Origin of the sequence: Edaphobacter lichenicola, assembly GCF_014201315.1 — a bacterium.
In the GTDB taxonomy this organism is placed as follows: Bacteria; Acidobacteriota; Terriglobia; order Terriglobales; family Acidobacteriaceae; genus Edaphobacter; species Edaphobacter lichenicola_B.
The window spans coordinates 825,215-850,460 of record NZ_JACHDY010000001.1; the positions used below are offsets into that span (position 1 = coordinate 825,215).

Below are 25,246 nucleotides of genomic sequence, written 5' to 3' on the forward strand. Positions count from 1 at the left end.
TCCTGCGGGAAAGGAAACGAACCGCACACCATCGAATCGGACTAAACCACTCATAGTGCCGACCCAGAGAAAACCATCCGAAGTTTGAGTGATAGCTGTAATGAAGTTTTGTGGCAGACCTTGATCTGTCTTCCATGAACTCAGTGCGTAGTATCTCAACGGCTTCACGGGGAGGTCCTCAGCGAGCGAGGTGAAGAAGCAACCCGGTAAACAGAAAATGAGACAGAGAGTCGCACTTCTACGACAGAAACCTAAAGATGAGAAGTTTCTGTCCGATCGCCAGAGGTGGCCCATGATTTGAGAATAGAGCATGTAGGTGTAGAACGCCTGACGCATCACCGCAACCGGCCCGAAACCGCAATTCTAAAAGAGACAGCAAACCTGATCACTCGTTTTCTGATGATCTAACGAACTCTGAACGCTTAGTGTTCGGTGTCTGTACTTGCTTCTGCGTGGCGGCGAGGTGCGAAGGTGCTCCATCGATATGCCTCCTTTTCGTTAGGGTCAGGTTTCGCTGTCCACAGCGTGGCGCTGATTCCATTCAGGTCGTACACGATCTTTCCATCCTTGATGGTGAGTTCACAGATGAGCTTCTGGTTGCCATCGAGGCGTTTGTCCACCATGTCGGTAAATCCGAACTTGCCTTTTTCCAGACGAAGCACCGCGACGTCCGCAATCGACCCTTCAGAGAGATTCCCCAGCTCTTCATGGCGAATCTCACGGGCGGGATGAGAGGTCATCTCCGCAACGACCTCCTTGAGAGGCACACCCACAGCCATGATCTTATCGGCAACGTTCAACTGGTCTTTCATAGCCGCGTTCATACTGGTGATGTGAAGATCGGTCGAAATGGAATCGGGGATAAATCCATCCTTGATCATCGGGACTGCGAGCGACCATTTGAAGCTGCCGCCTCCCTGTCCCACGTCAAAGTAGATCCCGCGCTTGCGGCCTTCGATGAGGGCTTTGCTCGGACCCAGCGTGACGGGATCCTGCTCATGGCGAAGACCAGAGTACATATGTGTGTAGATGTCGCCAGGGCGAAGCTTCTGGGTCATAAGATCGAAAATCGGGCGAGTTGGACGATCAACGCCGAAGTCGACCATGACAGGAATGTTGGCGCGGGTCCCGGCGATAACAGCCTGCTCGACCGGTGTCCATTCAGGACCTTCAAAGTGGGCCGTCTTGATACCGACGATTGTGTTGGGATACTTGAGAGCCATCGCTGCAGTTGCCACTCCGTCCATGTCAGCGGTGTTCTGTTCGTACTTGCCCCCGCGCATTCCTGAGCCGACGATATCGAGCATTGCAAAAACTCTGGTCTTCGAACGGTCAATGATGCGGTCCTTGAAGTCCTCGAAGTTGCGCCAGCCAGAGCAGCCTGCGTCCACCACGGTCGTTACGCCCACCCGGAAGGTGAATCCATCCGGTGGAACGCTATTATCGCCAGCATAGGAGTTGCGCTCACCCGTGCCCGCGTAGACATGAACGTGAAGGTCAATGAGTCCAGGAGTGACATAAAGTCCCTTAACGTCAATGGTCTTTAGTGCATCGGTCGCAGGGATGTGTACGGCAACCTTTGCAACTCGGCCGTCTTTGATTGCCACGTCCATGATGGCGTCGACGTGGTTCTTATCATCTAGGACATGGCCGTTGCTCAATAGCAGATCGTATGCCGGCAAAGCCTGCTGAGCCGATAAGCTACCGCTTGTCGCGAGGGTAACTGCGAGACAGAAAGGCGCTATACCTTGTTTCCACGAAAACAAATTCATGACTCCCCAATCGATGCGTTGACGATGCAAACAAAGTTTGAATGCGTGATACTCATTTGGTTTCGGCGCTGGGAACATGACAGGTCTTCAGTGCCCCGACGACGAACATCAGACACGGGTCGCCTTCCAGCTTGCGTCTCCGTACTCTCCCATGTTGACGGTTCCGACGATTGTATTGCCCTCAACTATTCCACGAAACGTCCACGGAATTGTGTTTCCGCTAACGTCCATATTGCTATGCAGTTCAAGCTGGTTCGCATGAATGGTGCCTTTCAGATCGGCTTTGTAGAGTTCACCCTGCTGTCTACCAGTAAGGTCCCCTCCGCTTTGTTCAAGAATGAAGTGCTGCTCCCCGACGCCACGCGAATATTGAATCGCAATGGCCCACTTCCCGTCTACTTGTGCTGGGGCTCCGGTCGGAATGACAGGATCTTCATAATGGCCAGGTTTAGTGAGACCCTCGTAGATCGCATCCGCGATGATGCGGTCTTCTCCGGGATCCATCATGTACGGCATGATGGTGATCGAACTGGCCATGTGAGCGGGACGAGTGCCAGTGCCGCCATCGACAAGAATTCTTGGTGCGCCTGCATCAAGACGGGCGACAAGCTCAGTGCCCGTGATCTTCAGCGAGGTCGCATCCCAGTGAATACGGAGACGCGGTGAGCGGTTAGAGAGATCTTCCGGCTGCAGGTACTCGGTCGTGACCGAAGGCAGCCCCTGCACCCGTTTCTCAATGTACTGAAGCCAGGAGAGCCACTCCTGCTGCTCTGCCGCATGGTCGCGTTTGTACCATTGGCGCACCGCAGCCAGCAGCCCCATCACCTCTTCCTTACTGCACTTGTAAGCACGACCATAGTTGTGATGCGGCGCTGCCTGAAAGTAAGCCGCCCGGCACAGATCTTTCTGTCCGATAAGCATTCCGGACGATTGTGGCCCGCGCATGCACTTGCCTCCCGAGTAGCCGACTAGAGAAGCACCATGCTGAATGTGGATGTTAGGGACAAGCGGCTCCTCAGCAGCGGCATCCACGAAGACGGGAACACCCTTTTCCTTTGCCATCGAGCAGATACTGGGGATACTAAGCGGACCCCGTTCTGCATCTGGTCCCGACAGAATATAGATCATCGCCGTGCGCTCTGAAAGCTTACTGCGAAGCTCCTCTGCGGAGTCCACTTCAACGATCTCTACTCCCGTCATGCGAACCCCGAAATCGTAAGGATTCCGGGAGTGTTTAGGAATGATGACCTGATCGCGTGTCTTGATGTAAGGAAGAGCCTGAGACTTCTCCGGATCGGTTCCTGCGATACATGCAATCGTAGCGAGTGCAATGGCCGCTTCGCATCCGGTCGTAGCAATGCCCCACTCCGCCCCTGTCAACTGCCCCAACTCTTTGCCAACAGCCTCCATAAGCTCGTCGAGATGAACAAAGTAAAACGATGCGTCGTACATCGCCTGCTTCACCTGAGGCAGAGACCGGGAGCCGCTGATAATGGTGAAGGTGCCGCGACCGTTTACGATAGGACGTACGCCAATGCGGGTAAAGAGATTGTCGGTCTCTGTGCCTTCATGCATGATCGTCCGCTGAGCGGATGCCTTTTGCTGCGCCGTCGCAGCCAGGGGTGAGATTGAAGTTACAGCTCCAAAAGCAGAGAGCATACCAGACTGCTTGAGGACTTCACGCCGTGACCACCGTGCGGTGCGAAAGAGAGACATAAGAACCCGTTTCCTTTTCCTGAAGTAAGTCGTGTTTGTGGAAGTGCATTGGCGGCTCGGATCAAGTTCAGATATAGGCAATAAGATCGATCTCTACGAGCGAATTTCCCGGAATGCCGCCGGCGGGGGCAATCGTTGTGCGTACCGGAGGGATCTTGCCCCAGCGGCCGCCGTAAACAGTGTTCATCTTTGCCCAGTCGTTGATGTCGTTGAGATACACGTTGACCTTGAGGACCTTCTCCATGGAAGAGCCCGCTGCGGTCAGATTCTTCTCAAGTTCATCAAGAACATGCTTTGTATGCTCTTCAATTGTCCCTTGAAAATGCGCTCCGACTCCCGCAAGAAAGAGAAGGTTGCCATATGAAACGGCGCTTGAGAACAGGGGAACCGGTTCTGAAGCTGATTTGGGCGGATAAGATCTCTTCTCAAGCTTGCCGGTTACCTGCGCCTTCGCCGTCCCTGCGAGAGCCGCGCCTCCTGTTGCAACAACGGCTGCTTTGGCAGCGTTCTTGAGAAGACCTCTTCTGGACTGCTTTTCCATGACTGACTCCTTTTCCGTTGTTAGGCTGATCGAGCATTGCGCGATGTTCAAGCGTTAGGGGGGAGAGAGGACTGCGCGAAGCTGGCGGCCCACGATCTCGGCTTCGCCAGGCTGCAGCATCCAGGTTCCAACGACGATGGTGTTTTCGTTGGAGTGAGAGCCAAAACGGCCAGATGAGCCTGTCGCAGGGTTCAGTTCAATTCGAGGACGCTGTGCGCGAAGTCGCTCCTGGACCTGCTTTGGCGTGATGCCAACAACCTGCGGGTCGTACGCGAGCATCAGATGCGGCACATGATTAGCGACCGCAGGCACGAAGATCTCCGTCTTCATTGTGGGAATGGTCTTCACCTCACGAACAATCACATCGGCGCGACGCCTATACTCGGCCTGATCCGCCTCGTCGTTCTGTTCGAGCAGCCAGTCCACCGCAGCGACCATGCCGACGATCTGCTCCTTGGCAACCTTCATACCGCGGCCTACGGCGTCTGAGTTTGGGTTGTTGCTCTCCATCGCCAGATCGATAAAATGTTTTTTGCCGAGTAACAGTCCCGCATTTTGTGGACCACGAATTCCCTTCCCACCAGAGAAGCAGACAAGGTCGTAGCCCATGCTCGTGTACTTCCACAAATTCTCGATGGGAGGCATATCCGCCGCAGCATCCATATGGCAAGGCACGTTATGTTTATGCGCAACCTCAAGCCAGATCTGGCGATCGATCTCACCCCCTTCGGCCGAATTAAAGAAGTTCGTCATGATCGTCCTTGGAGAGAATGCACGTCTGTAGTCATCCAGCGTTGTAACCTCGACGATGCGCACTCCACACAGCAGCATCGCGTGGTCGTACTCGTAGCGATGAGCTTTCTGAACGATCACCTCATTCTTCATGCCGCCTACACTCTCCGGAATCAGGTTTGCTGGAACGCCATTCGCGTTGGCGATGCAGGCAGCTGTTGCGAGCGTGAGTGCAGCAGAGGCGCCACAACTCACCAGAGCTCCTTCGCATCGAAGTCGTTTGGCAATGTAATCTCCCGAAGCTATTTGTAGATCTTTCAGGACAACGGGATGCAGAGCCGCCTCTGCGACAGCGCGCTGCACCTGCGGAGGCATAACCGCAGCAGTGAGGTAGGTGTAGGTCCCGGCAGCGTTGATGATCTTCTCAACACCAAGCTTTGCGTAGTAGTCCTCCGGTGACGCCGACTCAGAGATGGGAGACAGGGCATCGGACCTCGACGACAGGAAAGGTACGGCACCAAGAGTGGCCAGCGCCGCCTGCGACCAGCCAAGGAAGCGCCTTCGCGTAAAGATGGTTGAATCTTGTGCGGGGAACGTCAACAAAGCCTCCAGGAATCACAGCGTACTAAGAAGATCGTTCGGTCAGATTCTGCCAAATTGGCGGACAGCCTCTGTGATGGAATGAAACTTTTCAATGAAGGGATACATAGAGTGTTCGCTGTTATCCAGCTTCTGTGCGAGAACAAGGATGTCAGCTGCATGCTCACGCGGCACCACCACGACACCATCCTGATCAGCAACAACGATATCGTTGGCAGCAACCGCGACGCCATCGCAGACGATGGGAACATTCACTCCCGCGAAGCGATAGTGATTCACCGAAGTGGAGGGCACCGGCCCTGTGGAATAGACCGGAAAGCCGATGCGCTTGAGCTGCGGCAGATCGCGAACTCCTCCATCGACGACCGCACCGGCGAACCCCCTGGCAAACATGGCTGTACCCATCAGTCCACCCATGCCTGCTATATCTGCCCCGTCTTCTACCTGCATGACATAAACAGATCCAGCCCCTCCGGAGTCGATCGCCTGAAGCATTCCGGTCAGCGCCGCTGGGTCTTGGTTCTCCTGTTTAATCAGCTTAACAGTGAGCGCAGCACCGGCAAACTTCGTGGGAAACACCGACTGCATGCGATGCGACATATATCGCTTTTCATGCAGAAGCTGTTCGATCGCATCGGAGACGGAAGCAGCTTCGACATGACGATACCCATCGATCATAGCCGCCGGATCCGCGGCATACTCTGCTGGGGTCTTCTGTGCGTCGGCATTCACCTTCTGCATCAGGGTAAGCACCGTACAACAAAGAAAAACGGCCACGGCCGTGCCGGTGATCGGACGAATCCAACTCGTCTTGTTCGAGGTCATGATAGAAGTTTCTCCTCCTCAAAATAATAGGTCTTTTGCGCCTCAACTGTGATCCCCGGCCTTTCCAAATCCCCAGCACTTCCTTCGATGTACGAAGGGGCAGCAGCCGGCGGCATTACCGGCCGCTGCCCGAATCGAACAAGTCGCTAAAAGATGAACTTGCCCGCGAGTTGCAGCGAACGAGCTCCACTCAACTCACCGGGAAGGGTCTGGACCCCGATAACCTGACCGAATCCACTGGTGCTCACAGCAGTGCTTGATTGAGACGCAGCGTTGAGAGTTGGATTTCCGCTTCCGTTCGAAGAATTTGGATTTGCCGCACTGGGATGGTTGAACACGTTCAGAGCCTCCGCCCGGAACTGAATCTTCATGCGCTCACGCAGTCCAAAGTCTTTGAAAAGCGACAGATTATCATACGAGAAGCCGGGCCCGTGAAGAGTATTTCTGGAGGTGTTTCCGAAGCCATAGTTGTAAGCAACTATGCCTCCAGAGGAGTTCAATGTCTGCGGAGCTACAGGAAGTGTGTAGGCCGTCGCGTCGATGCAAGACGTCTTGTTCCCCGTAATGTAGTTGTGCAGACTGCAGTGAGCACTGGCCAGATGAACGAAACTCGGTCGCGTCGTACCCTGATCGAATCCTGCGCTGTTATAGCCGAGTACCACGTTGAAGGGCATGCCAGTCTGCAGATTGACGATGTCATTGAGCTGCCAGCCACCAAGTGTCTCCTGAACCCAGCGGTTTCTTCCTTTGAAGGATGGCAGATCGTAGGTCATTACGCCGACGAAACGATGACGGATATCCCAGTTGGAGTTGCCATAGTCTGCTTTGATGTTGAATGGCTGCGACGCTGTTCCGCCGCCGTTCGAATCTGAACCAATGTCCAGGTCGTGAGACCACGTATAGCTTGCCTGTCCCGATAGACCATGGAAGAGCCGCTGACGAAAGATTGTCGTCAAGCCGTTGTAGTGGGAGTAGGCAATGTTATTGAGATCGCGGATCGAACCAAAGAGCTGGTTTGGCCGCCGAGAGTTGAGCGTCGGCTTAGTAGTTTTGTAGGACGCAATCTCGTTTCCACTAGGATTGATGGGCAGATTTGTGTAGTCGCTGATATCCAGATGCAGAGAGTGAGACCCCAGATACTGAAGCTCAAAAGCCGCCCCCCTCCACAACTCCTGCCCAACGCTCACGTTCCACTGATAGCTGCGCTGTGTTTTGTTCTTCGGGTCGTATTGAACTGCGCTCTGAAAACTTCCGGGGATGCCAGCAGCTGAAGAAGAGCTAGCTGCTCCCGCAGTTGGATCGGCTAAGGATAGCTTTGTTCCAATTGCGCTGTATCCGACGAAGGCTCCCAGTGGATAGTTGCTGCTGAGCAGGGTAAAGCTGTTGAGCTGGTTGGCGTTATAGTAAAACCCTGCTCCTCCTCTGATCACCGTCTTATCGGTTGCCCGATAGGCGATTCCCAGACGTGGTCCCCAATTGTCATGCGTTGCACTGGCAAGCTTGAACCCAGGAGTAGGAGTGAAGGCCCCTGGAGTCTGCGCAGTTGTGGGCGGAATCAACGCGGTCTGGTCGGCGTTCAGCAACCGTGCGTAGCCGTTCAGACTGTAAGGGACGGTCGGCAGGTCGTAACGCAGACCATAGTTTATGGTCAGCTTCGAGGTAGCCTGCCAGTTGTCCAGAACGAAGAACCCATCACGCCACTCGCCCACCGAACCCTTGATGGTACTTACAGGCGTCTGATCGCTGGCAGGCAGGCCCAACGCAAAGTCGGCCCGGCTGTCACCCGTCAGTGTTCCATTGAAGGTAAACAAGCCGAGGGATTCGTTGGTGGCCGCACGGCCAAGGGTCAGCTTCCGCAGTTCAAGACCAGCCATGATGCTGTGCTTTCCGCGGGTGTAGCTGACTTGGTCATACCCGTCGAGCGTACGATCGTCCTGGAACCAGTTCGTTCCGTTGTTTCCAATGTTCATGCCGCTTGCGCTGGTGAGCTGAACATTGGGAATTCCAAGGTTTCCCGTCGTCGTGTCGTAGTTGAAGCCGGGGATGCCGAGAGAGGTGCCCGCTCCTTTGAGGTTGTTCACATACCAGTAGTTCAAAGAGTCCGTCAGAAACTTGTTGATACCGAAGTGAAAGTCATTGACGAGTCGGGGCGTAATGACGTGGGAGTATCCGATAGCGAGATTTCGGCTATTACCAGGTCCGTATCCGCCGGCTACCGGAACCTGATTTCCGTTGGCGTAGGTCAGGTTCTGCCAGTGGTAGCGAACGAAGAGCCGCACCCGCTCCCCGATGTTTTCATCGACGCGCTCCAGCGTCTGGGCGATAAACAAGTTGTTCGGGAAGTACACATTGTTGAGGTTGTTGTTTATCCCCGCGACGTTCGGCAGCGGCACATATGCCTCGTACTTTTTGGCAATCAACGCTGCGGGAGTCGATAGTTCGCTGGCCGGAATCTGATTGTTCAGGTAATAAGCATTCTTGTTATACGGGTCTTTAAGACAGATGCCCGTACAGCTGCCGTCGGGATTCAGGGTGCCTAACGCCGAGAAATCGCCGCCCTCCTGGGCCCCCGTCATAACGGTGGAAGTACCAGCGCTCTGTGCCTTCTGATTGAGCTTCTCGTAGGAACCAAAGAAGAAGGTCTTGTTGTGGCCGTTATAGAGCTTTGGAATCCAGACAGGGCCACCCAGGGTAAACCCATACTGGTTGTAGTTCAGAGGCGCCTTCTTCTGCGTAGGAGAGTCAAGAAAGTTGTGCGCGTTCAGAGCCGTATTCTTGACATAGTCGTAGACCACGCCATGAAAGTCATTAGTGCCAACCTTACTCACGAGGTTGATGTGCACGCCGAGGTAGGCGCCATACTGTGCAGGATAGTTGCCGCTCTGCATCTGAACCTCGGAGATCATATCCGTGCCGGGGCGCGCAGGAGTGACGTTTCCCAGGTTGTTCATGATCGAGACACCATCGAGAGTCAGGTCGTTCTGAGTCTCACGCTGTCCTGCTCCAATAAAGTCGACGCCGGGAGGGTTTCCGCTGTAGCTGGTCTTCGATCCGATCGTGACGTTCGAGGCTAGCGCAGCCACCTCGAGCGCATTGTGCCCCTGAACCGGAAGATCCTCGACCTGTTTGGTCGAAAACGTCTCCCCGAGGTTCGCGTCGTCGGTGGAGAGCGGAGCCGTACTGGCGGTGATGGTGACGGTCTCCGTTGTCGACCCGATCTTCAGGTCAAAGTCCGTACGCACGGCAAGGTCCACCGATACGGGAACACCCACCGTCTGCTCCTTCTTGAATCCCCCCTTTTCGACGGAGAGATCGTAGACGCCGCTCTTGATGAAGGTAATGGAATAGTAGCCCTGCGAGTTGGTAGTCGCCGTATACTTCACCTGCGTGGCCTCTTCCGTGGCCGTGACCTGAGCACCCACGACTGAGCTTCCGCTCGCGTCAACGACCGTCCCCACCAGAGCTGTGTTGTTAGCGATCTGCGCGGATGCGCCCGATACACCCAGAAGACACATCAAACAAATCCGTAGAAGAACTTTGTTCACAGCACGACCTCCGAAAGACGTCCGTTGATTTATTAACAGTCCATTCGCCTGGTTTACAGAGCGAATGCGGTAGCCCACCGTCGGCTGATTCGGCAGGTACAGCGGTTCAAATCCCAGGTTGAGGATTAACAGGGATTTGATTACGGGGTCATCTGATTGTCATTAGGCTGTTGCCATGTCTTTAGCTAGGACAAATGTCCTAGGCTCGTCAGTTCAGGTGGACAAGTCCGCGCTGAAAGGCGTAGATCGTCGCCTGAGTCCGGTCGCGGGCACCCATCTTATCGAGCAATGAGCTGACGTGAATTCTCACGGTCTTCTCAGCGATGTGAAGATCCTCGCCGATCTCCCGGTTACTAAGTCCTCGCGTAATTCCGGCGAGCACCTCGCTCTCGCGTGGCGTCAACTCCAGAACCGGTGTGCGTTCGGCCAGGCGGTCGAGCGCAAGGTGAGGAAGATACCTTAGTCCCCGATCCACGTTCTGGATAGCATTCAAGAGCTGTTCTCCACTCGCATCTTTATTCAGATATGCCATCGCGCCGCTTCGTACCGCACGATAGATATCCTCGCTGCCCTGATAGTTGGATAGCACCACGATGCGAGCGGAGGAATACTCCTTGCGAATTTGATCGATTACTTCGAAGCCGCTGAGCCGTGGCAGGCGCAGATCAAGTACCACCACATCCGGACGCAGACTCCGGTACATCTCAACGCCTGTCTCACCGTCGCTGGCTTCACCAATAATCTGAATCTGCGAATGGCCCGAGAGCACCGAGTGCAGCGCCATGCGAGCAAGAAAGTGATCTTCGATCAGCAACACACGAATCTGTTTCATATCCCTATCCAACGTATAACATGATGCTCCTGCCTTAGCGACTGTCGTGCGGCGTTGAAGGACACCTTCACTGTCACCTCAGTACCGGCCTCGGCAGAGGTCTGCAGCCGGAATGTGCCTCCGATCTTTCGCGCCCGCTCCTCCATCACGGGAATGCCGAAGTGGCCGCGGCGCGAGCTGTTCGCCTCCGAGCCCTGAAACCCGTGCCCGTCATCGTAGATAGAGAGGCTCAGCGAATCGGCTTCATACCTCAGCAGAATGAGAATCCGTGAAGGGTTGGCGTGACGAATCGCATTCGAGACCGCCTCCTGGCCAATACACACAAGATGATGGACGCAGCCCGGAGCAAGTGGTTGCTCCTCACCCTCAACTTCAAAGGTAGTCTTGAAACTCTCCTGGAGCGGATTAGCTTCAAGGACGCGACCAAGCGCTCGTGATAATAGATTGGTCATCTCGTCAGCATCGCGCAGATCCCAGATGATTCGTCGCGCCTCCGCCTGGCAGTGCGAGACCATGCTTCGAGCCAGCTCACACGACTGAGCTGCAGGAGTAGAGCTCGAATCACTGTCGCGAAATAACTTCGAGGTCGCCTCCAACTGCCACGAGATCGCGGCAAACCCAGCCATCAGCGTGTCGTGGCACTCGCGAGAAATACGATTCCGCTCTTCCAGTACGATGCCGATTCGCCCCTTCATCAATTGAAGACGACGTCGAAACAATTGCGTAGCAAGAGCAAGAACGACAAGACAAAGACCGGCAGCGAAGTACCACGTCTGGTAGAAATAAGGCCGCTGTTTCACCTCAACCGTGCTCACCGGAGAGGTCCAGTCTTCCCCGCCGGCCCGGGCCTGCACCTCAAACCTATAGGTCCCCGGCGGCAGGCGGCGGTAGCGGGCCGTATGAGCGCGCGTATTCGTCCACTCCGCGTCATAGCCTGTAAGACGATAGCGATACTCCACATGCGCCGGATTCGAGAGCAGCTTGGCATTGAAAAAGAACAGAATGTCAGGCTGCCCCGCCTCGAGTTCGATCCGCGAATCGCCCGTCCTCGTCTCGGTATCGGCGGCATCGGGATCGCTCGACAGTGTCCAGCCCGTGATTGTCGCGGCCGGACTTATCGTGCCTAGCTTCTCGGCAACATCCGTCGTATGTACGAAGCTCTTGGTCGTCGCAAACCACAGAGTCCCGTCAGGCTGAAGCGCAGAAGACGGCTTCGAGGGCCCACCACACTCTGAGGACCGCATTCCATCCGCCTTCCCCAGAATCACAACTGATAACGGGTGCTGTCGACCGTCGATCACCGCATGCAGCTCAGCCACCGTAAGGCGCACGATCCCTCGATAGGTGCCAAGCCACAGATGGCCGTCCTGATCCTCCGTCGCCGTGCTCACCGGTTGCGTGGGCGCGTTGACGTTGCCAGGCAGAGCAACCGCATGATCCTGCCTAATCGCAACGATTCCGCCGGCTTTGGTCCCCGCCCAGAGATATCCTCCACTATCGAGCACCAGCGAAAGCACATACGGATGAGGAAGGCCGGAGACCGCCGATACCGTTCCATCCCGAACACGATACAGACCACTGCTCGTTCCAACGAGAATCGAGCCGTCTTTATCCTCGATCAGGCATGTAATCAGCTTGGTCTCGACGAACTGTCTACGATTTCGTTGATCCGGCTGGCCCTGCGGAAAATACAAAACCCCTGTGTAAGTCCCCACCCACAGGCCGCCGTGACTGTCAGCAAGAATAGAACTGACAGCATTGCCTGGCGACTCGTTGCCAAGCAGATAGTGCCGATAAGAGTGGCCGTCGTAGCTGTAGATTCCATCGAACCACGTTCCTATCCACATTCGCCCCTTCTGGTCTTCGGCAAGGGCTCGGATCGCCGTAGTGATCGGCATGCCCGGAGGACTGGCAGGAATGAGCTGGCCGTTGTGCCGCCGAAACAAACCGTTCCCCCAACTTCCAAACCACAGATCGCCGCGGCTGTCGGCAAACACATTGGCGGCGTAGGAGGCGTGAAAACCCTCAGGTTCTCCAAACGGCGCAAGCGCTCCTTTATGCCATCGGCTCAGGCCACCGGAGAGCATCCCGACCCAAAGGTTCTGCTCGTCATCCATAAACAGAGTTCGGATGGCGTCATCAGGTAGTCCATTACGCGAGCCCCAGTGCGAGAGCCCGTCTGCAGCAAAACGCCACACCCCATCGTGGCGGGTCCCCATCCAGAGATCTCCGGCGGAATTGCCGAGCAGACCAGTGATGGGACTTGCGAGGGTTGCACGCACCATTGGATCGAATACAGGTGCCTCGCCGCATAATACGCACTTGCGTGGAACCAGCTGCACCAGATGAGTCATCGTTCCCACCCAGATCCGCTGTGCCGCATCGCGATAGACCGCGACCTCAGTATCGGAGGCCGATCTACCAACCGGATAGCGTTGGACCTTACCGCCTTGCCAGTGGTAGAGCCCCGAAGAGGTAATGAAGAACATCCCTCCATGACCGTCCTCGGCGAAGGGAGTCGTGATATCACCGGAGATCATTCCGGCGCCGGCAACCGCCTCGAGGTGATTGTGAACGAATCGCTCAATCCCGTTTTGGGTAGCGATCCACAGCACCCCTTGTGCATCCCGATAAAACGTTCGAATGCGCTCATTATGAAATCCGGCCTGTTCGCTGATTGGAACAGTTCCGGATGCGGTAAGGTGCAGTATCCCGCTACCATCGGTTCCAATCCAGAGATCGTCATTGCCCTCCGGAAGCACCGCATTGATAGCTTCATTGTCAACGAGGCCACCGACCACAATGGGAAGACTGTGAAAGTGCTGTCCGTCGAAGGTGGAGAGCCCCGATCCGGTAGCAAGCAGCAGCAGTCCATCCGGCCGCTGCGCAATCATCCGGACGTTATTGTCAGGCAGTCCGTCCTCGATCTGCCAGTCCTGCTTCTGATACTCGGAGAGCCTGAGCGGAGACGATGTTAGCGCCCGTGCCCCACCTGCGAACATCCCCGCAGCTAAGCAAAGAAGAAGACACAGAATCAGTCCCCTGCCACGACGAAACTGGCTCGCAGCAGAGATCGAACCCACGCGTCGCGGAAGACACGCTGTCGTCGGGGCGTAAGAGTCACGCTCCACTCGAACGGGATGGAATCGCCTGGTCAATATCCAGATAGATCTCAAGGCGAACACATATTTCTCTGCGTTGCAAGCGAATCCGCTCCGAACGGACTTGCTAAGCGTCGAGCGGACGTTCCGGATGCACCGTCAACCAGCAAAGCGCCCCTATCACGGCCAAGACCGCAGCAAGGGCAAAAGAGGTCGTCCAACCGAAGCGCTGGGCGATCCACGGAGTCAGCGACGCCGTCACCGCACCCCCTATCTGCCCTCCCATATTCACCATGCTCGAAAACACTCCGGAGCTGCGACCTGCGATGTCGATGGAAACAGACCAGAACGAACTCTGCGACAGATACAACGCCCCGGCCCCGCCTGCGAGGATGACTCCTGCAAGCTGCGGACTATGAACCATCGATCCGATTACTAGAAAGCATGCCGTCGCAAAAAGCGCGACCGACGCCAGACCAGCACGGCCGATACGCAGCCCATACCGATCCGTTAGTTTGTCGCTGATCGCCCCCCCTGCCAGACAGCAGATCGTCATCGACAGGAATGGAAGCATGGAGTAGCGCGCGCTCGATTTGAGATCGAAGCCCCGCACCTGTGCCATGTAAAGAAAGAACCAGCTGAAGAAGATCCACGCGACATAGCCGAAGCTGAAGTAGCCAATCATCAGCGATGGAAGATCGCGGCGATGGAAGATCGCACGCCACGAAATCTCAACCGTTTCGGAACTGAGTGCGCGGTGCTCCTGAACGGTACCGTTGATTCCGGCGTGAATCTCGCTCAGCTCCAGTGGGCCGACATCGGGGTGCTCCTCGGGGGTATCCCGCGAGTAACGCCACCAAATGGCTCCCGCGACCAGACCTACAATCGCACTGAACCAGAAGGCCGCGCGCCATCCGTGATGGGTGATCAGCCACGTAAGCAGTGGTGGAGTCAGGCCGCTGCCGGCGCCGACTCCGGCAAAGATAAGCCCGTTGATGAAGCCGCGCTCGCGAATCGGAACCCATCGAGCAACAAACTGATTCGCCGCGGGATAGATCACCGCCTCGCCTGCGCCCAGCGCAAACCGGATCGCAATAAGCAACATCACCGCATGCGAGATCCCTGAAGGCAGCATCGCCGTCAGCGCCGTCGCAATCCCCCACCACAAAACTCCAAGGGTCAGAACCCGGCGCGGGCCAAAGCGAGCCGCAAGCCATCCCGCCGGAAGCTGAAAGCCCGCATACCCAATAAGAAACGCGCTGAAGATCCAGCCCAAACGCTGATTCCCCAGTCCGTACTCTTTACTGATCTGTATCCCGGCGATCGAGATGTTGGTTCGATCAAGAAATGCAACGCCACTCAGGACGAAGAGCCAGAAGGCAAGCAGAAACCTGACTCGGGTATGGCGTTCGAAATACACTGGTGGTCCTCCTACCGCGATACGTGGCCCGGACAGATCTTTGCAATCGACTCTGACAGAGCGCTCCGACCTCCTATTGAACAATGCCTTGAGCATTTCTCTTTAGGACTTATGACCTATATCGCTTGCAGAGCTTCGCCTGATGAAACTCAACGCTGCCTCTCCATCGACGTCGACAAAACTGGAATCTGACAGCTAGGTCATTTAGCCTACTTGAGAATCGGCCGCTCGCCCGATGACAAATTACAGGCGCTGCTGTCGAATTCGCTCTAGTCACTGATACATACTCTTCTGGCCGTTACCTTTGTGGCAATTGAGATGAAATAAACAAGATGCCCATTATCATTACACGCGACGACCCGCGATACGTGAGCTTGCAAAAAGGCCACAACGCGCGATTCCCCGAGACCGAGCTCGACGCTGCAAAACGGATCTTCCTGTGTGAAACCTCCGCCGACGCGGCTGTTGCTCTTCAGCAGATCGTGAGCTCTGGCCTGCGGCCCACCATACGCAGCGGAGGTCACTGCTACGAGGACTTCGTCGCAAATAATCCCGGGGGCGCTATTCTGGATCTCAGCCTTCTCTCCGGCGTCAACGACAGCAGAAGTGCCCCGCCCTACCGGATTGGTCCCGGAGTGCAGCTCTGGAACGGATACCTCGAGCTCTACAAACGCTACGGTGTAACGCTTCCCGGAGGAACCTGCGGCACCGTTGCGGCAGGTGGCCACATCAGCGGCGGAGGATATGGTCTCCTATCACGGCTTCATGGGCTCTCCTCCGACTGGCTGACTGCGGTAGAGATTCTGACGATCAATGGGAGTGGGAAGGTAATTCCCCGCCGAGTAGACGCCCGCCACGAGGCCGACCTCTTTCGCGCCTGCCGGGGCGCAGGAGGCGGTGGCCTGGGCGTGATCACTTCCTACGAATTCGACAAGCTCCCTCAACCACCAGTGGAGGTCGTCGAAGCTTACATCTCCTTTCCGTGGGAGGGCATGACAGAAGAAAAATTCGTATCGCTCCTGAAGACATTCGGAGAGTATTGGGAGACCCGCGGCCAGGATCCCGAGACCTGGGGGATGTTCGCGGTCCTGGTAGTCGCGCATCAGGCAGGCGGAGGACACATGGGAATGTCCATTCAGTTCTGTAACCCCAACGGCACATGCCGCGACCTGACCGTGCTCAACGACTATCTGGACCGCTTTCTCCAATGCGGCTCCCCGGCATCTCCGGCAGATGGCACTGGCCATGCAGGACTCGCAGCCAGAAAAGACGCAGGCGACCCTCTCTGCTCCGGTGTCCACACCGTCCGACGACGAAACTGGCTCGACGCCACAGGCGGCAACAACAGCTCCGGCAGCAGCACCCGCGCCAAGTACAAATCCGCCTACATGAAACGCGGCTTCACCCAGGCCGAGGCTCGCTGCATCTACAAACACATGACCCGGACGATCCCGAACGTCGACCTTCGTGGCTCGGTGATCGAAATAGACTCCTACGGTGGAGCGATCAACCGCAAAGAACTCCTCGAAACTACCTCCGTCGCGCAGCGAGCCTCTGTACTTAAGCTCCAGTTCATGACCTTCTGGGGAGATCCTGAAGACGACGCCGGAAGACTTCAGTGGATCCGCGACCTTTACAAAGATCTCTACTCGGGCCCCGACTCCGACCCCGACCACAAAGAAACTCCTTGGTGGAGCTCCCGCCATGAAGGCTGTTACATCAACTACCCCGACCGGGATATGCTCTCCTATACCTACTGGCCTCAGCTCTACTACGGTCAGGGAGAACTCTACCCATTCCTCCAGACCGTAAAACGAAAGTACGACCCCAACAACATCTTTCATCACGCCATGTCGATACGCCCCTGAAGAGTCGAACCACAAGGAACTCCGATGAAGCAGCGCTCCTCTCTCAATCGCAGACACTTCCTTCGCATCGTGGGGGCCGCCCCGCTTGCGCTGCGAACGAGCGTGGCGCGCGGGCTTCCATCGTCTCCGCGTCTTGCATATGTTGGGAGCGGCTGCGGTGAGATCTACGTCTTCCAAATCGATGGCCCTAACTGGACGTTGATGCAGATCGTAGCCTGCAAAGCCCCCGCTTCACTCACAGTCCATCCGAATCGCCGGATTCTCTACGCAGTCAACCAGGTAGCCAGCCACCAGCACCTGCCCACAGGCTCAGTCGAAACCTTCACCCTCGCACCCGACGGCAGACTTGCCGCATTCAGCAAAACTTCCCTCTCGCTCTCCGCTACCCTCCCCCGTCACCTTGCTCTATCGCCCGATGGCAAAAGAGCCGTCGTAGCAATCCACGGTGGAGGAGCCTACAACCTACTCACCTTCCTCGATGGTGGCCTGCGCCCACAGATAACCGGAATCCTCAAGGAGAGTGGTTGCGGCCCCACCGCACTGCATCAGCTCTCCGCCCATCCCAGCATGGCTCTCTTCGACACGACCCAAAGCCGTGTTCTCACCTCCGATACGGGTAGCGATCGAATCAGTGTCTTCGCGGTCAACGAAACCAGCCTCACAGTGCACCAGAGATTCGCCACCGATGCAGGCAGCGGACCGGCCCATCTCCTTCTACATCCCAAAGGGGATATTCTCTTCGTTGCCAACCAGCTCAATTGCTCCCTTTGCAGTTACAAATATGACCCGGAACGTGGCAGAATTCTCCACTGCATACAATGCATTGCCGAAGATACAGGCGGTCCTTTGGCTCTCCATCCATCAGGTCGCACGCTCTACACTACTGGCGGCAGCGAAGACGATGTCATTCAAGCCTGGCACATCGATCGAACCACCGGCAGACTGAATCGACTCCAGAGCTGGCACCAGCCCTCCGCAAGATCCGTCGCCATAACAGCAGAACGTAATACCCTCCTTGTTGTAAGCGATACGCTCGACGGCGTACTGCGTTTTGCAGCAGAGCCCGCCGACGGACGTCTACATCCCCCCACACTGGCAGCAGAAGTCCCCAAACCACTCAGTATCGCAACACTCTCCGACTCCGTATAACTCAGGCCTTCAGATTCGTGACACTAAAGAACAGGATGAGCCCGAAGCCACTTAGCAACCTCGCTCGGGCTCATCGGGAGCGGCAGCACTCTTCCCTGCTCGCCCGAGCGAAATGTTGTCTCCAGCACGGCCATCACCGCGACCGCATCGATCCCTGGAATCGAAGCCTGCTGCCCTTCCAGTATCGCGTCTCTGATCTGCATATAGTACATCTGCTGGTTGCCCAACGGCGCCGGAATCTCCGTGCGCCTGCCCGTCTCGCCGTCGTACAGAACGCCGGGGTCAGGGTCGTAGCCGAAGCCGGGACTACCAGGCACCATGCCTTCCTTCAGCTGCGTCTCCTGCACATCCGCACCGTACTTCACCCAACTCGCTCGTGTCCCATGAACGATAGACCTTGGACCGCCTCTTGAGACCAGCAGCGACGCATGAAGAATAATCCGCATGCGCTCATAGTTCAGCTGAACATGAGCCCAGTCGTCCGTCTTTCCACCTTCACGTAGCGTGGCAAAGCTTGCGCTAATCGACTGCGGGAGTCCGAAGAGATACAGCGCCTGATCGATAAGATGTGGCCCCAGATCAAACCACAACCCCGCACCTGGGCCCTCCTCCTCGCGCCAGCGCTGGCGCACGTGAGGCCGGTAGCGGTCCATGTGGCACTCATAGTGTGAGACCACACCAAGCGCGCCCGACTCCAGCACCGCGCGTGTGGCCTGAACCTCGCTCTCCCAGCGGCGGTTGTGAAAGACCGAGATCATCCTTCCCTGTTCCTCCGCAATCTGCAGCAGAGAGCGCGCCTCGGCGAGCGTCACCGTGAACGGCTTGTCGACGACCACATCCTTCCCCGCACGCAGCGCAGCCGAAGCAAGCGGAAAGTGGCTGTCGTTAGGGCTCGCGACCACCACAAGATCGACATCGGGATGTATCGCCACCTCCGCGGCAGAACAGATCATCACCTCACCCAGATCGTTCCGCACAACTTCAGGCCTGCTCGAACCCACCATAGTTAGCGCAAGCCCCGGAACCGCTCGGATCAGTGGCGCGTGAAAGGTCTTTCCTGCATACCCATAGCCGATCAGGCCAACACGAACTATCCGGGAATTTCCGCTCATCTCACCTTCAGGGTCGCCAACCAAATATCAGCTTTCTCGTACGCAGCCATCAACTACGACTATTCGCCTCACTGCGATCTCGGAGGAGTTTTCGGTAAAGATCGATCGTCTGCTCCGCGATGGCCGACCACGCAAAGGTCTCTTCCACGCGTCTGCGACCTGCCTCCCCGAACCGCTTCGTCTTCTCAGGGTCGGCGAGCAAGTCGGAGATCTTCTCCGCTAGATCACGGGAAAACTTCTTCGGATTCGAAGCGAACGTCGTCACCGGATCCTGCTCGAACGGCACCAGATAACCCGTTACCCCATCCACCACGACCTCCAGAATCCCCCCGGTCGCACTCGCGACCACCGGAGCGTGGCAGGCCATCGCCTCCAGATTGATAATACCGAATGGCTCGTAGACAGAAGGGCAACAAAAAACAGACGCATTACTGTAAAGCTGAATCGCCTCCGGCTTGGTCACCATCTTCTCGATCCATACGACGTGCGGGTTAATCTTACTGACCTCCTCAACCTTTTCGCGCATCTCGGCCGCGATCTCCGGCGTGTCCGGTGCACCTGCGCAAAGCACGACCTGCGTCCCCTTCGGAAGATGAGGGATCGCCTCGACGAGATGCGTAACGCCCTTCTGCCGCGTAATCCGACCGACGAACAAAACATAAGGTACTGTCGGATCAACCCCATACTTGATCAGCGCCGACGTATCCGAAGTCTTCTGATACTCCTTCAAATCGATCCCGTTATAGATAACGTGAATGAGTTCCGGGTTGATCTCAGGGTAAGACCGAAGAATATCTTCTTTCGTTCCCTTCGACACAGCGATCACCGCATCGGCATCCAGAATTGCAGTGCGTTCCATCCAAGAGCTCATCGCATACCCACTACCTAGCTGCTCCGCCTTCCACGCACGCAACGGCTCCAGGCTGTGCGTCGTCAAAACGAACGGAACGTTGAAGAGCTTCTTCGCAAGAAAGCCTGCCATCGACACGTACCACGTGTGCGTATGCACAACGTCAATCGCCGCAAGCGACTTCACCTGCGCGAGATTGAGACTCAACGCCTCAAGGGCCGTCTTGTACTTCCCCTCTGTACCGTTTGTGATCTCCGACCAAGGCTCTGCACCGTGCACATGCAGGTTGCCTTCATCGAGCGATTGATTCCCCCAGCAATAGACCTCAACGTCGATCGACTTGGCCAACTCCCGACTGAGATATTCAACGTGAACTCCAGCCCCGCCGTACACATTCGGGGGATACTCTCGTGTCATCAGACCAACTCGCAAGCAAACCTCCTCATGTCCGATATCGACCTCAGTGTCGAATCGAACAGAGACACATCATACGCAAATACACTCAAAATTTCTGCGACAAGTCTCAACGGCGGCCGACTCATCCCAGGTGGTCTTTCTCTCATTCGCTATCACAGCTTCGCTAATGTTTCCGACCTGACAGAGCATCAAGATGGCCAACCCTTCGGAGACGCCGCGAGGCTTGATTGTGCTTCCTCAACCAGAGTCTCGGCAGTGCGCAACAGGGAGCTGAACTCCGGATGTTTCCGCACCGTACTCAACCAGGGGTCCGATCTTAGAGTGGCGGGTGCACAGACAAACCCTGACTGCGCCGCCCGCTTCAGAGCTTCTACGGCGAGATCCGTCATCCTGAGCCGGGCATAGTGACGCGCGAAATAAAGGAGAATCTCGGGTTCACGAGCTGTATCCGCCGTCTCCATCAGTTGGACTGCGTCACTCGCCCTACCTTCGAGAACGGCCAACAGCGAACTCATAAGAGCAACCATTAGCTTGGACAACGCCATTCTGCCTAATCGATCACGCAAGAGGCTAATCGCCCGCTTCCGATTTCCCAGAGCCGCCCACGCCGCCGCGTCGAGATAGTAGGCGGCGCGTCCGCTATACTGCTCAATGGCAGACGCATACTCCCCAGCAAGAAACAACGTATGAGCAACGCTCGTCACAAGCGCCGGGTCCAACTCGACCCCTCGTCTGTGTGCTTCGACCGACTGCTGCAGCAGACCTCGAAAGCGAAACACCTGAACCAGGCTCGTAAATGATTCCGGCTCTCCAGGGTGCCGCTCCAACCGTTCAAGCAGGCGCCCCAAAGCCTCATCCGCATGTCCAGTGTCTACCTGCACCAAGGTATAGAACTGGTGAGCGCAAGCTAGATCCGAATCAAGGGCGAACGCTCGTTGAAATGCGGCATGCGCCAACTCCAGATTTGTCGAAGAGCTGCCACTGAATTTATCAAGGAACCAGCAGCATCGACCCAGCCAGGCCCATGCAGGAGCAAAACTGGGATCCACGGCGAGGCAGGTCCAGTACAGGTCGCGCGCAAGCTGCATCGACTCCAAAGAACGTTGAATCGTCAGCTCTTTCGCGCGGGTAAACTTCTCATACGTCTCTTGCGCTACGCCCGGTTCACCCGTAACAGCCAGCTCAAATCGATAGCCATGCTTCGAAACGGTGCGAATCGTATCGCGCCCAACAATTTTTCTCAGGCTTACGATTGTATTGGTAAGGTTTGATTCACTCACATGCACGGATGGCCAGAGCGTCTTGATCAGCTCTTGTTTGCTAACTAGGCGTTCGGCCCTCCGGACCAGACAGAGCAGAGCGTCAAAGGCTTTAGGCTGAAGCGGAATCGGAACGTGAGCTCTCTTCAGGAGACGCTCTTCCGGGTGCAGTTCGAAATTGCCGAACCGGTACGCATACTCCACTGAGCTTTGATTTTTCTTTGAAAATCCATGTGTCATAAGTGGAATGCTCAACGTGGGAACAAGCCTACACTGCTCGCATGAGCGAGAGCAGAACACCAATCATTCGTCCTCTTACCGTCCAGACTAAGATACTCGGGACGGCGAAACATTGGCTCCCCATAAACAAGCGGAGCATCAAGCTTCGCATCGCTGCCGTCTTTCTTCTGATGTGTGCCTTTGGCTGGCGTCCGGATCTGGCGTCTCCCCTAACGGCCCAGGTCGGGTCGGATACCGCGCCCCAGACCGCTTCGCTGCGAGACGGACAACACGACTTCGACTTCAACTTTGGGGTATGGCATACCCATATCAGGCGAGTCCTCGATCCATTCTCAGGCTCGTCCAAGTCGCTGGAACTCAACGGAACGGTCACAGTAAGGAAGGTCTGGGACGGCCGTGCGCAACTGGAGGAGATCGAAGCCGACGGCCCCAATGGACATTGGGAGGGGCTAACCCTGTTTCTTTATAACCCTCAGTCTCATCAATGGAGCCAGACCTTCATCGATAGCAAGATGGGCGTTTTGAATACGCCAACGATCGGTTCGTTCAAAGACGGACGCGGCGAGCTCTTTTCCCAAGACACCTTTCACGACAAATCAATCCTGGTTCGCGGGGTGTGGTCTAACATCAAGCCGGGTTCCCATCGTTACGAAGAATCCTACTCGAACGATGGTGGCGTGACCTGGGCTGCGGCTTTCGTCGCAGACCTGACACAGGAAACACAATCGACGGCCCTGGACCGTCCCATCGCTGAAACGAACAAGGATGTAAAGACCTCAACCACAGCAGAACACGGACACGACTTCGACTTCGACTTCGGCACCTGGAAGACCCACTCCTCCCGCCTCTTACATCCCCTGACCGGATCGACGACGTGGGCCGACATGGACGGAGCATCTGTGATCAAGAAGGTCTGGAATGGCCGCGCCAATTTAGCGGAGTATCACGCGGACGGTCCAGCCGGCCACATCGAACTCTTGTCCCTGCGCTGGTTCAACCCAACCACACACGAGTGGAACCTGGATTTCGCAACCCCAAAGGTTGGCACGCTCGGTATTCCCGGCGTCGGCGAATTCAAGAATGGACGTGGCGACTTCTATGATTACGAACTCATCAACGGCCGATCCGTACTTGTACGGTTTTCCATCTGGAAGATAACCCCAGACACCGCCCAATCCGAACAGGCTTTTTCTGACGATGGCGGAAAGACCTGGGAGGTCAACTGGGTCAATAAATATGAACGGAAAGCTGAAAAATGACGTGGCATGCCCACTCCTGCGTCATCCCATGAGCTCATCTTTCGATAGCAAGCACTTGAGAAGAAAACGCTAGAGAGGTTCCAAGTCGTACGATCTCGCCTGAGGTCGAAGAATTTCGGCGCCAGGCATCTAGACGATACTTCCACTATCTAGCACATGCTATCTCTGGATGAGAACGAAGGGGAGAACAAAGACGCGGCTAGAACGTGAACGCAAGCCCTGCCTGAACTGTCCGGGGAGATTGCGCCAGGAACAGGGTCTGACCATCCGCTGACAGGAACGGCCGATATCCCTGCGCCAGAAGATTCGTGACATCAACCGTAGCCTCGAGTCCCGGCGGCAACAGACTTCCCAGCCGCAAGGTCTGCCGCAGATAGCAGCTCAGGTATGCCTGATCGCTGAACGGAGCGTAGGGATCAACCGCAGTCACCAATCGTGTCGGCTGCCAGCGATAGGCCGCTCGAATCGCGGTTCCACTGCGAAGCACCCGGCCCCGCAAAGCGACCGTCGCAGTCCGAGCCCTCACTGGCGCCAGATCAGATCCAGTCCCAGGCAGACCGACAGCAGCCCCATCTTTCGCGCCAAGCGCAGCCCCAGTGCCGTACTCCACCGCTACCCAAAGGCTCGTCGTCAGCGGCTCAGTCAACATGACATTCATGCCCCTGGCGTTGTAGCCGGCACTCAAAAAGCGGAAGTTCCCCGACGTCGAATCGGCGATAATCCCGCTCGCGCCATTCTGTCCTGTCTGCGCAATATCAGCGGCAGTCAACGCGCCGCCACCAGAGACCGCTACCCGGTTCAGAGAATCACTGTAATACGCAACCTGCACCATTCCGCGGCCAGTCTTCCGGCCAACCGTAAACTCCTGGTGCAGACCGCCCTCGGTCTGGATTCTCCCTTGATAGACCACAGCAACAGGCAGCTCACGCTTCACCGTATCGAGCCCTGCAAACGACTGCAGATCCTGCGACGTGGCCATCCGATAGCCAACGTTCCAATTCTCGGTCGGGTGTGCTGTTACCTTCAAAAACGGCCGCGATCCGGAGGCATAACCAGAGGTCCGGGCGACATACACGGTACCTCCCGCCTCCACGTCAACCAGATCCCCAAGCTGCATCTTCTGTCCGCTGGCCAGCTGCATCACTTGCAAGCCAGAAGATCCATCCGGCCCCAACACTTCAGGATGTGCTTGATAGCTCAACACTGTCCGCGCCGCGCCGCCCATCCCCAACTGCATTCCATATCCGGTCGCGACCTCAGTGGACTGTCCGACTGATGGTGCCCCAGGTTGCGTCCCAATATCCGCACGCAGGGTCAAACCGGCTCCGTCGTCGAGCACTCGGTCGAACGCAAAAACATTATGAATTCCGCTGCTTCCAAAGCCGCCATCGCCAGCCATAACCTCGGCACGCACTCTTTCAGCACGCTTAGGCGTCTCACGGACGCTCGACGAGACCATGATCACGTCCCCATCTTCAGCTAGCCGAAGGATGGGACGATTGGCGACTGACCGCAAAGTCCACTTCCAATCGTCACCCGGCTCGTCCGCCTTCCGACGCTCGGCTGGAAGCCATGCAGTCGATTCGAAGAGAGTGCTAAGAGTGAGATTGACGACCGCCTGCGCTCCTGACTGAAGTTGCAGGTTGCCCCGCATCGCCGGAACAAACAGCGCTGCACTAGCGCGTACCTCATACTGGCCAGGCAGTAGATGCGCAATGAAATAGCGTCCGTGGAGATCTGTAAACGTGGTTCCGGCCATGGCAGAATCCGCAGCTATGACTTGAACCAGAGCACCCAGCTGCGCCACTCCCTGCGCGTCGCGAACCACCCCTGAGACAGCCGCACCTTGGCCCACAGCTACGCTGGTAGCTGCAAGAAGCAGCATCAGCGGCAGAAGCGCGATCTTCACCTGGGGTCGTTGCACAGTGAAACCGTCCTGCGCGTCGAATGGCGGTCCGAATGATCCGCACCCAGAAAAGTAGGGAGCGGCGTTACAGAGTGCGAGGGA

16 protein-coding genes and 1 pseudogene are annotated in these 25,246 nt (G+C 56.4%); 3 read left to right on the forward strand and 14 right to left on the reverse strand.

The genetic code is table 11. From position 1 onward, the window contains the following. Positions 1-57 precede the first annotated feature (57 nt). The 10 genes and pseudogenes from HDF09_RS21240 to HDF09_RS03495 form a co-directional block, all read right to left on the reverse strand. A pseudogene (locus tag HDF09_RS21240) lies at positions 58-336 on the reverse strand (two-component regulator propeller domain-containing protein); the annotation flags it as partial. An 86-nt stretch (positions 337-422) separates the two neighbouring features. Beyond that, complete coding sequence (locus HDF09_RS03455) at positions 423-1,850, reverse strand: amidohydrolase/deacetylase family metallohydrolase (protein ID WP_260180898.1); 1,428 nt, start codon at positions 1,848-1,850, stop codon at positions 423-425. Positions 1,851-1,880: 30 nt separating this feature from the next. Next, entirely contained in the window at positions 1,881-3,488 is a 1,608-nt protein-coding gene (locus HDF09_RS03460; protein WP_183761497.1) for a PLP-dependent transferase, read from the reverse strand. Between the two features lie 67 nt (positions 3,489-3,555). Beyond that, the gene (locus HDF09_RS03465) at positions 3,556-4,029 is read right to left on the reverse strand and encodes a RidA family protein (RefSeq protein ID WP_183761500.1); all 474 of its coding nucleotides are present in this window, start codon (positions 4,027-4,029) and stop codon (positions 3,556-3,558) included. Positions 4,030-4,083: 54 nt separating this feature from the next. After that, entirely contained in the window at positions 4,084-5,361 is a 1,278-nt protein-coding gene (locus HDF09_RS03470) for a selenocysteine synthase (RefSeq protein WP_221269987.1), read from the reverse strand. A gap of 42 nt (positions 5,362-5,403) precedes the next feature. Next, positions 5,404-6,186, reverse strand: a complete 783-nt coding sequence (locus HDF09_RS03475) for an RraA family protein (RefSeq protein WP_260180899.1) — start codon at positions 6,184-6,186, stop codon at positions 5,404-5,406. A gap of 146 nt (positions 6,187-6,332) precedes the next feature. After that, on the reverse strand, positions 6,333-9,731 hold the full coding sequence (locus HDF09_RS03480; RefSeq protein ID WP_311718558.1) for a TonB-dependent receptor: 3,399 nt from the start codon (positions 9,729-9,731) through the stop codon (positions 6,333-6,335). A gap of 208 nt (positions 9,732-9,939) precedes the next feature. After that, a complete protein-coding gene (locus HDF09_RS03485; protein ID WP_183761503.1) occupies positions 9,940-10,563 on the reverse strand; it encodes a response regulator in 624 nt (207 codons plus the stop codon). Beyond that, positions 10,560-13,565: a sensor histidine kinase gene (locus tag HDF09_RS03490; RefSeq protein WP_183761506.1), complete on the reverse strand. Its 3,006-nt coding sequence runs from the start codon at positions 13,563-13,565 to the stop codon at positions 10,560-10,562. Before HDF09_RS03490 ends, HDF09_RS03485 begins: the two co-directional genes overlap by 4 nt. A 226-nt stretch (positions 13,566-13,791) precedes the next feature. Next, the gene (locus tag HDF09_RS03495; protein ID WP_183761509.1) at positions 13,792-15,084 is read right to left on the reverse strand and encodes an MFS transporter; all 1,293 of its coding nucleotides are present in this window, start codon (positions 15,082-15,084) and stop codon (positions 13,792-13,794) included. A 332-nt stretch (positions 15,085-15,416) separates the two neighbouring features. Between HDF09_RS03495 and HDF09_RS03500 the strand changes: the two genes are divergently transcribed. Continuing rightward, positions 15,417-16,952, forward strand: coding sequence for an FAD-binding oxidoreductase (locus HDF09_RS03500; RefSeq protein WP_183761512.1), 1,536 nt, complete (start codon positions 15,417-15,419; stop codon positions 16,950-16,952). A 24-nt stretch (positions 16,953-16,976) separates the two neighbouring features. Then, positions 16,977-18,101 (forward strand): lactonase family protein, encoded by a 1,125-nt coding sequence (locus tag HDF09_RS03505; RefSeq protein ID WP_183761515.1) that lies wholly within the window; start codon positions 16,977-16,979, stop codon positions 18,099-18,101. Between the two features lie 23 nt (positions 18,102-18,124). On the opposite strand, the gene HDF09_RS03510 is transcribed toward HDF09_RS03505, so the two are convergent. The 3 genes from HDF09_RS03510 to HDF09_RS03520 form a co-directional block, all read right to left on the reverse strand. Next, positions 18,125-19,213, reverse strand: coding sequence for an oxidoreductase (locus HDF09_RS03510; RefSeq protein ID WP_183761519.1), 1,089 nt, complete (start codon positions 19,211-19,213; stop codon positions 18,125-18,127). 49 nt (positions 19,214-19,262) lie between these two features. After that, a complete protein-coding gene (gene glgA / locus HDF09_RS03515; RefSeq protein WP_221269989.1) occupies positions 19,263-20,495 on the reverse strand; it encodes a glycogen synthase in 1,233 nt (410 codons plus the stop codon). Between the two features lie 173 nt (positions 20,496-20,668). Then, the gene (locus tag HDF09_RS03520) at positions 20,669-21,979 is read right to left on the reverse strand and encodes a winged helix-turn-helix domain-containing protein (RefSeq protein WP_183761522.1); all 1,311 of its coding nucleotides are present in this window, start codon (positions 21,977-21,979) and stop codon (positions 20,669-20,671) included. A 41-nt stretch (positions 21,980-22,020) separates the two neighbouring features. Between HDF09_RS03520 and HDF09_RS03525 the strand changes: the two genes are divergently transcribed. Next, positions 22,021-23,238, forward strand: a complete 1,218-nt coding sequence (locus HDF09_RS03525; RefSeq protein WP_183761525.1) for a DUF1579 family protein — start codon at positions 22,021-22,023, stop codon at positions 23,236-23,238. A gap of 199 nt (positions 23,239-23,437) precedes the next feature. Here the strand turns inward: HDF09_RS03525 and HDF09_RS03530 are convergent, their stop codons facing one another. Continuing rightward, positions 23,438-25,162: a carboxypeptidase-like regulatory domain-containing protein gene (locus tag HDF09_RS03530; RefSeq protein ID WP_183761528.1), complete on the reverse strand. Its 1,725-nt coding sequence runs from the start codon at positions 25,160-25,162 to the stop codon at positions 23,438-23,440. Positions 25,163-25,246 lie beyond the last annotated feature (84 nt).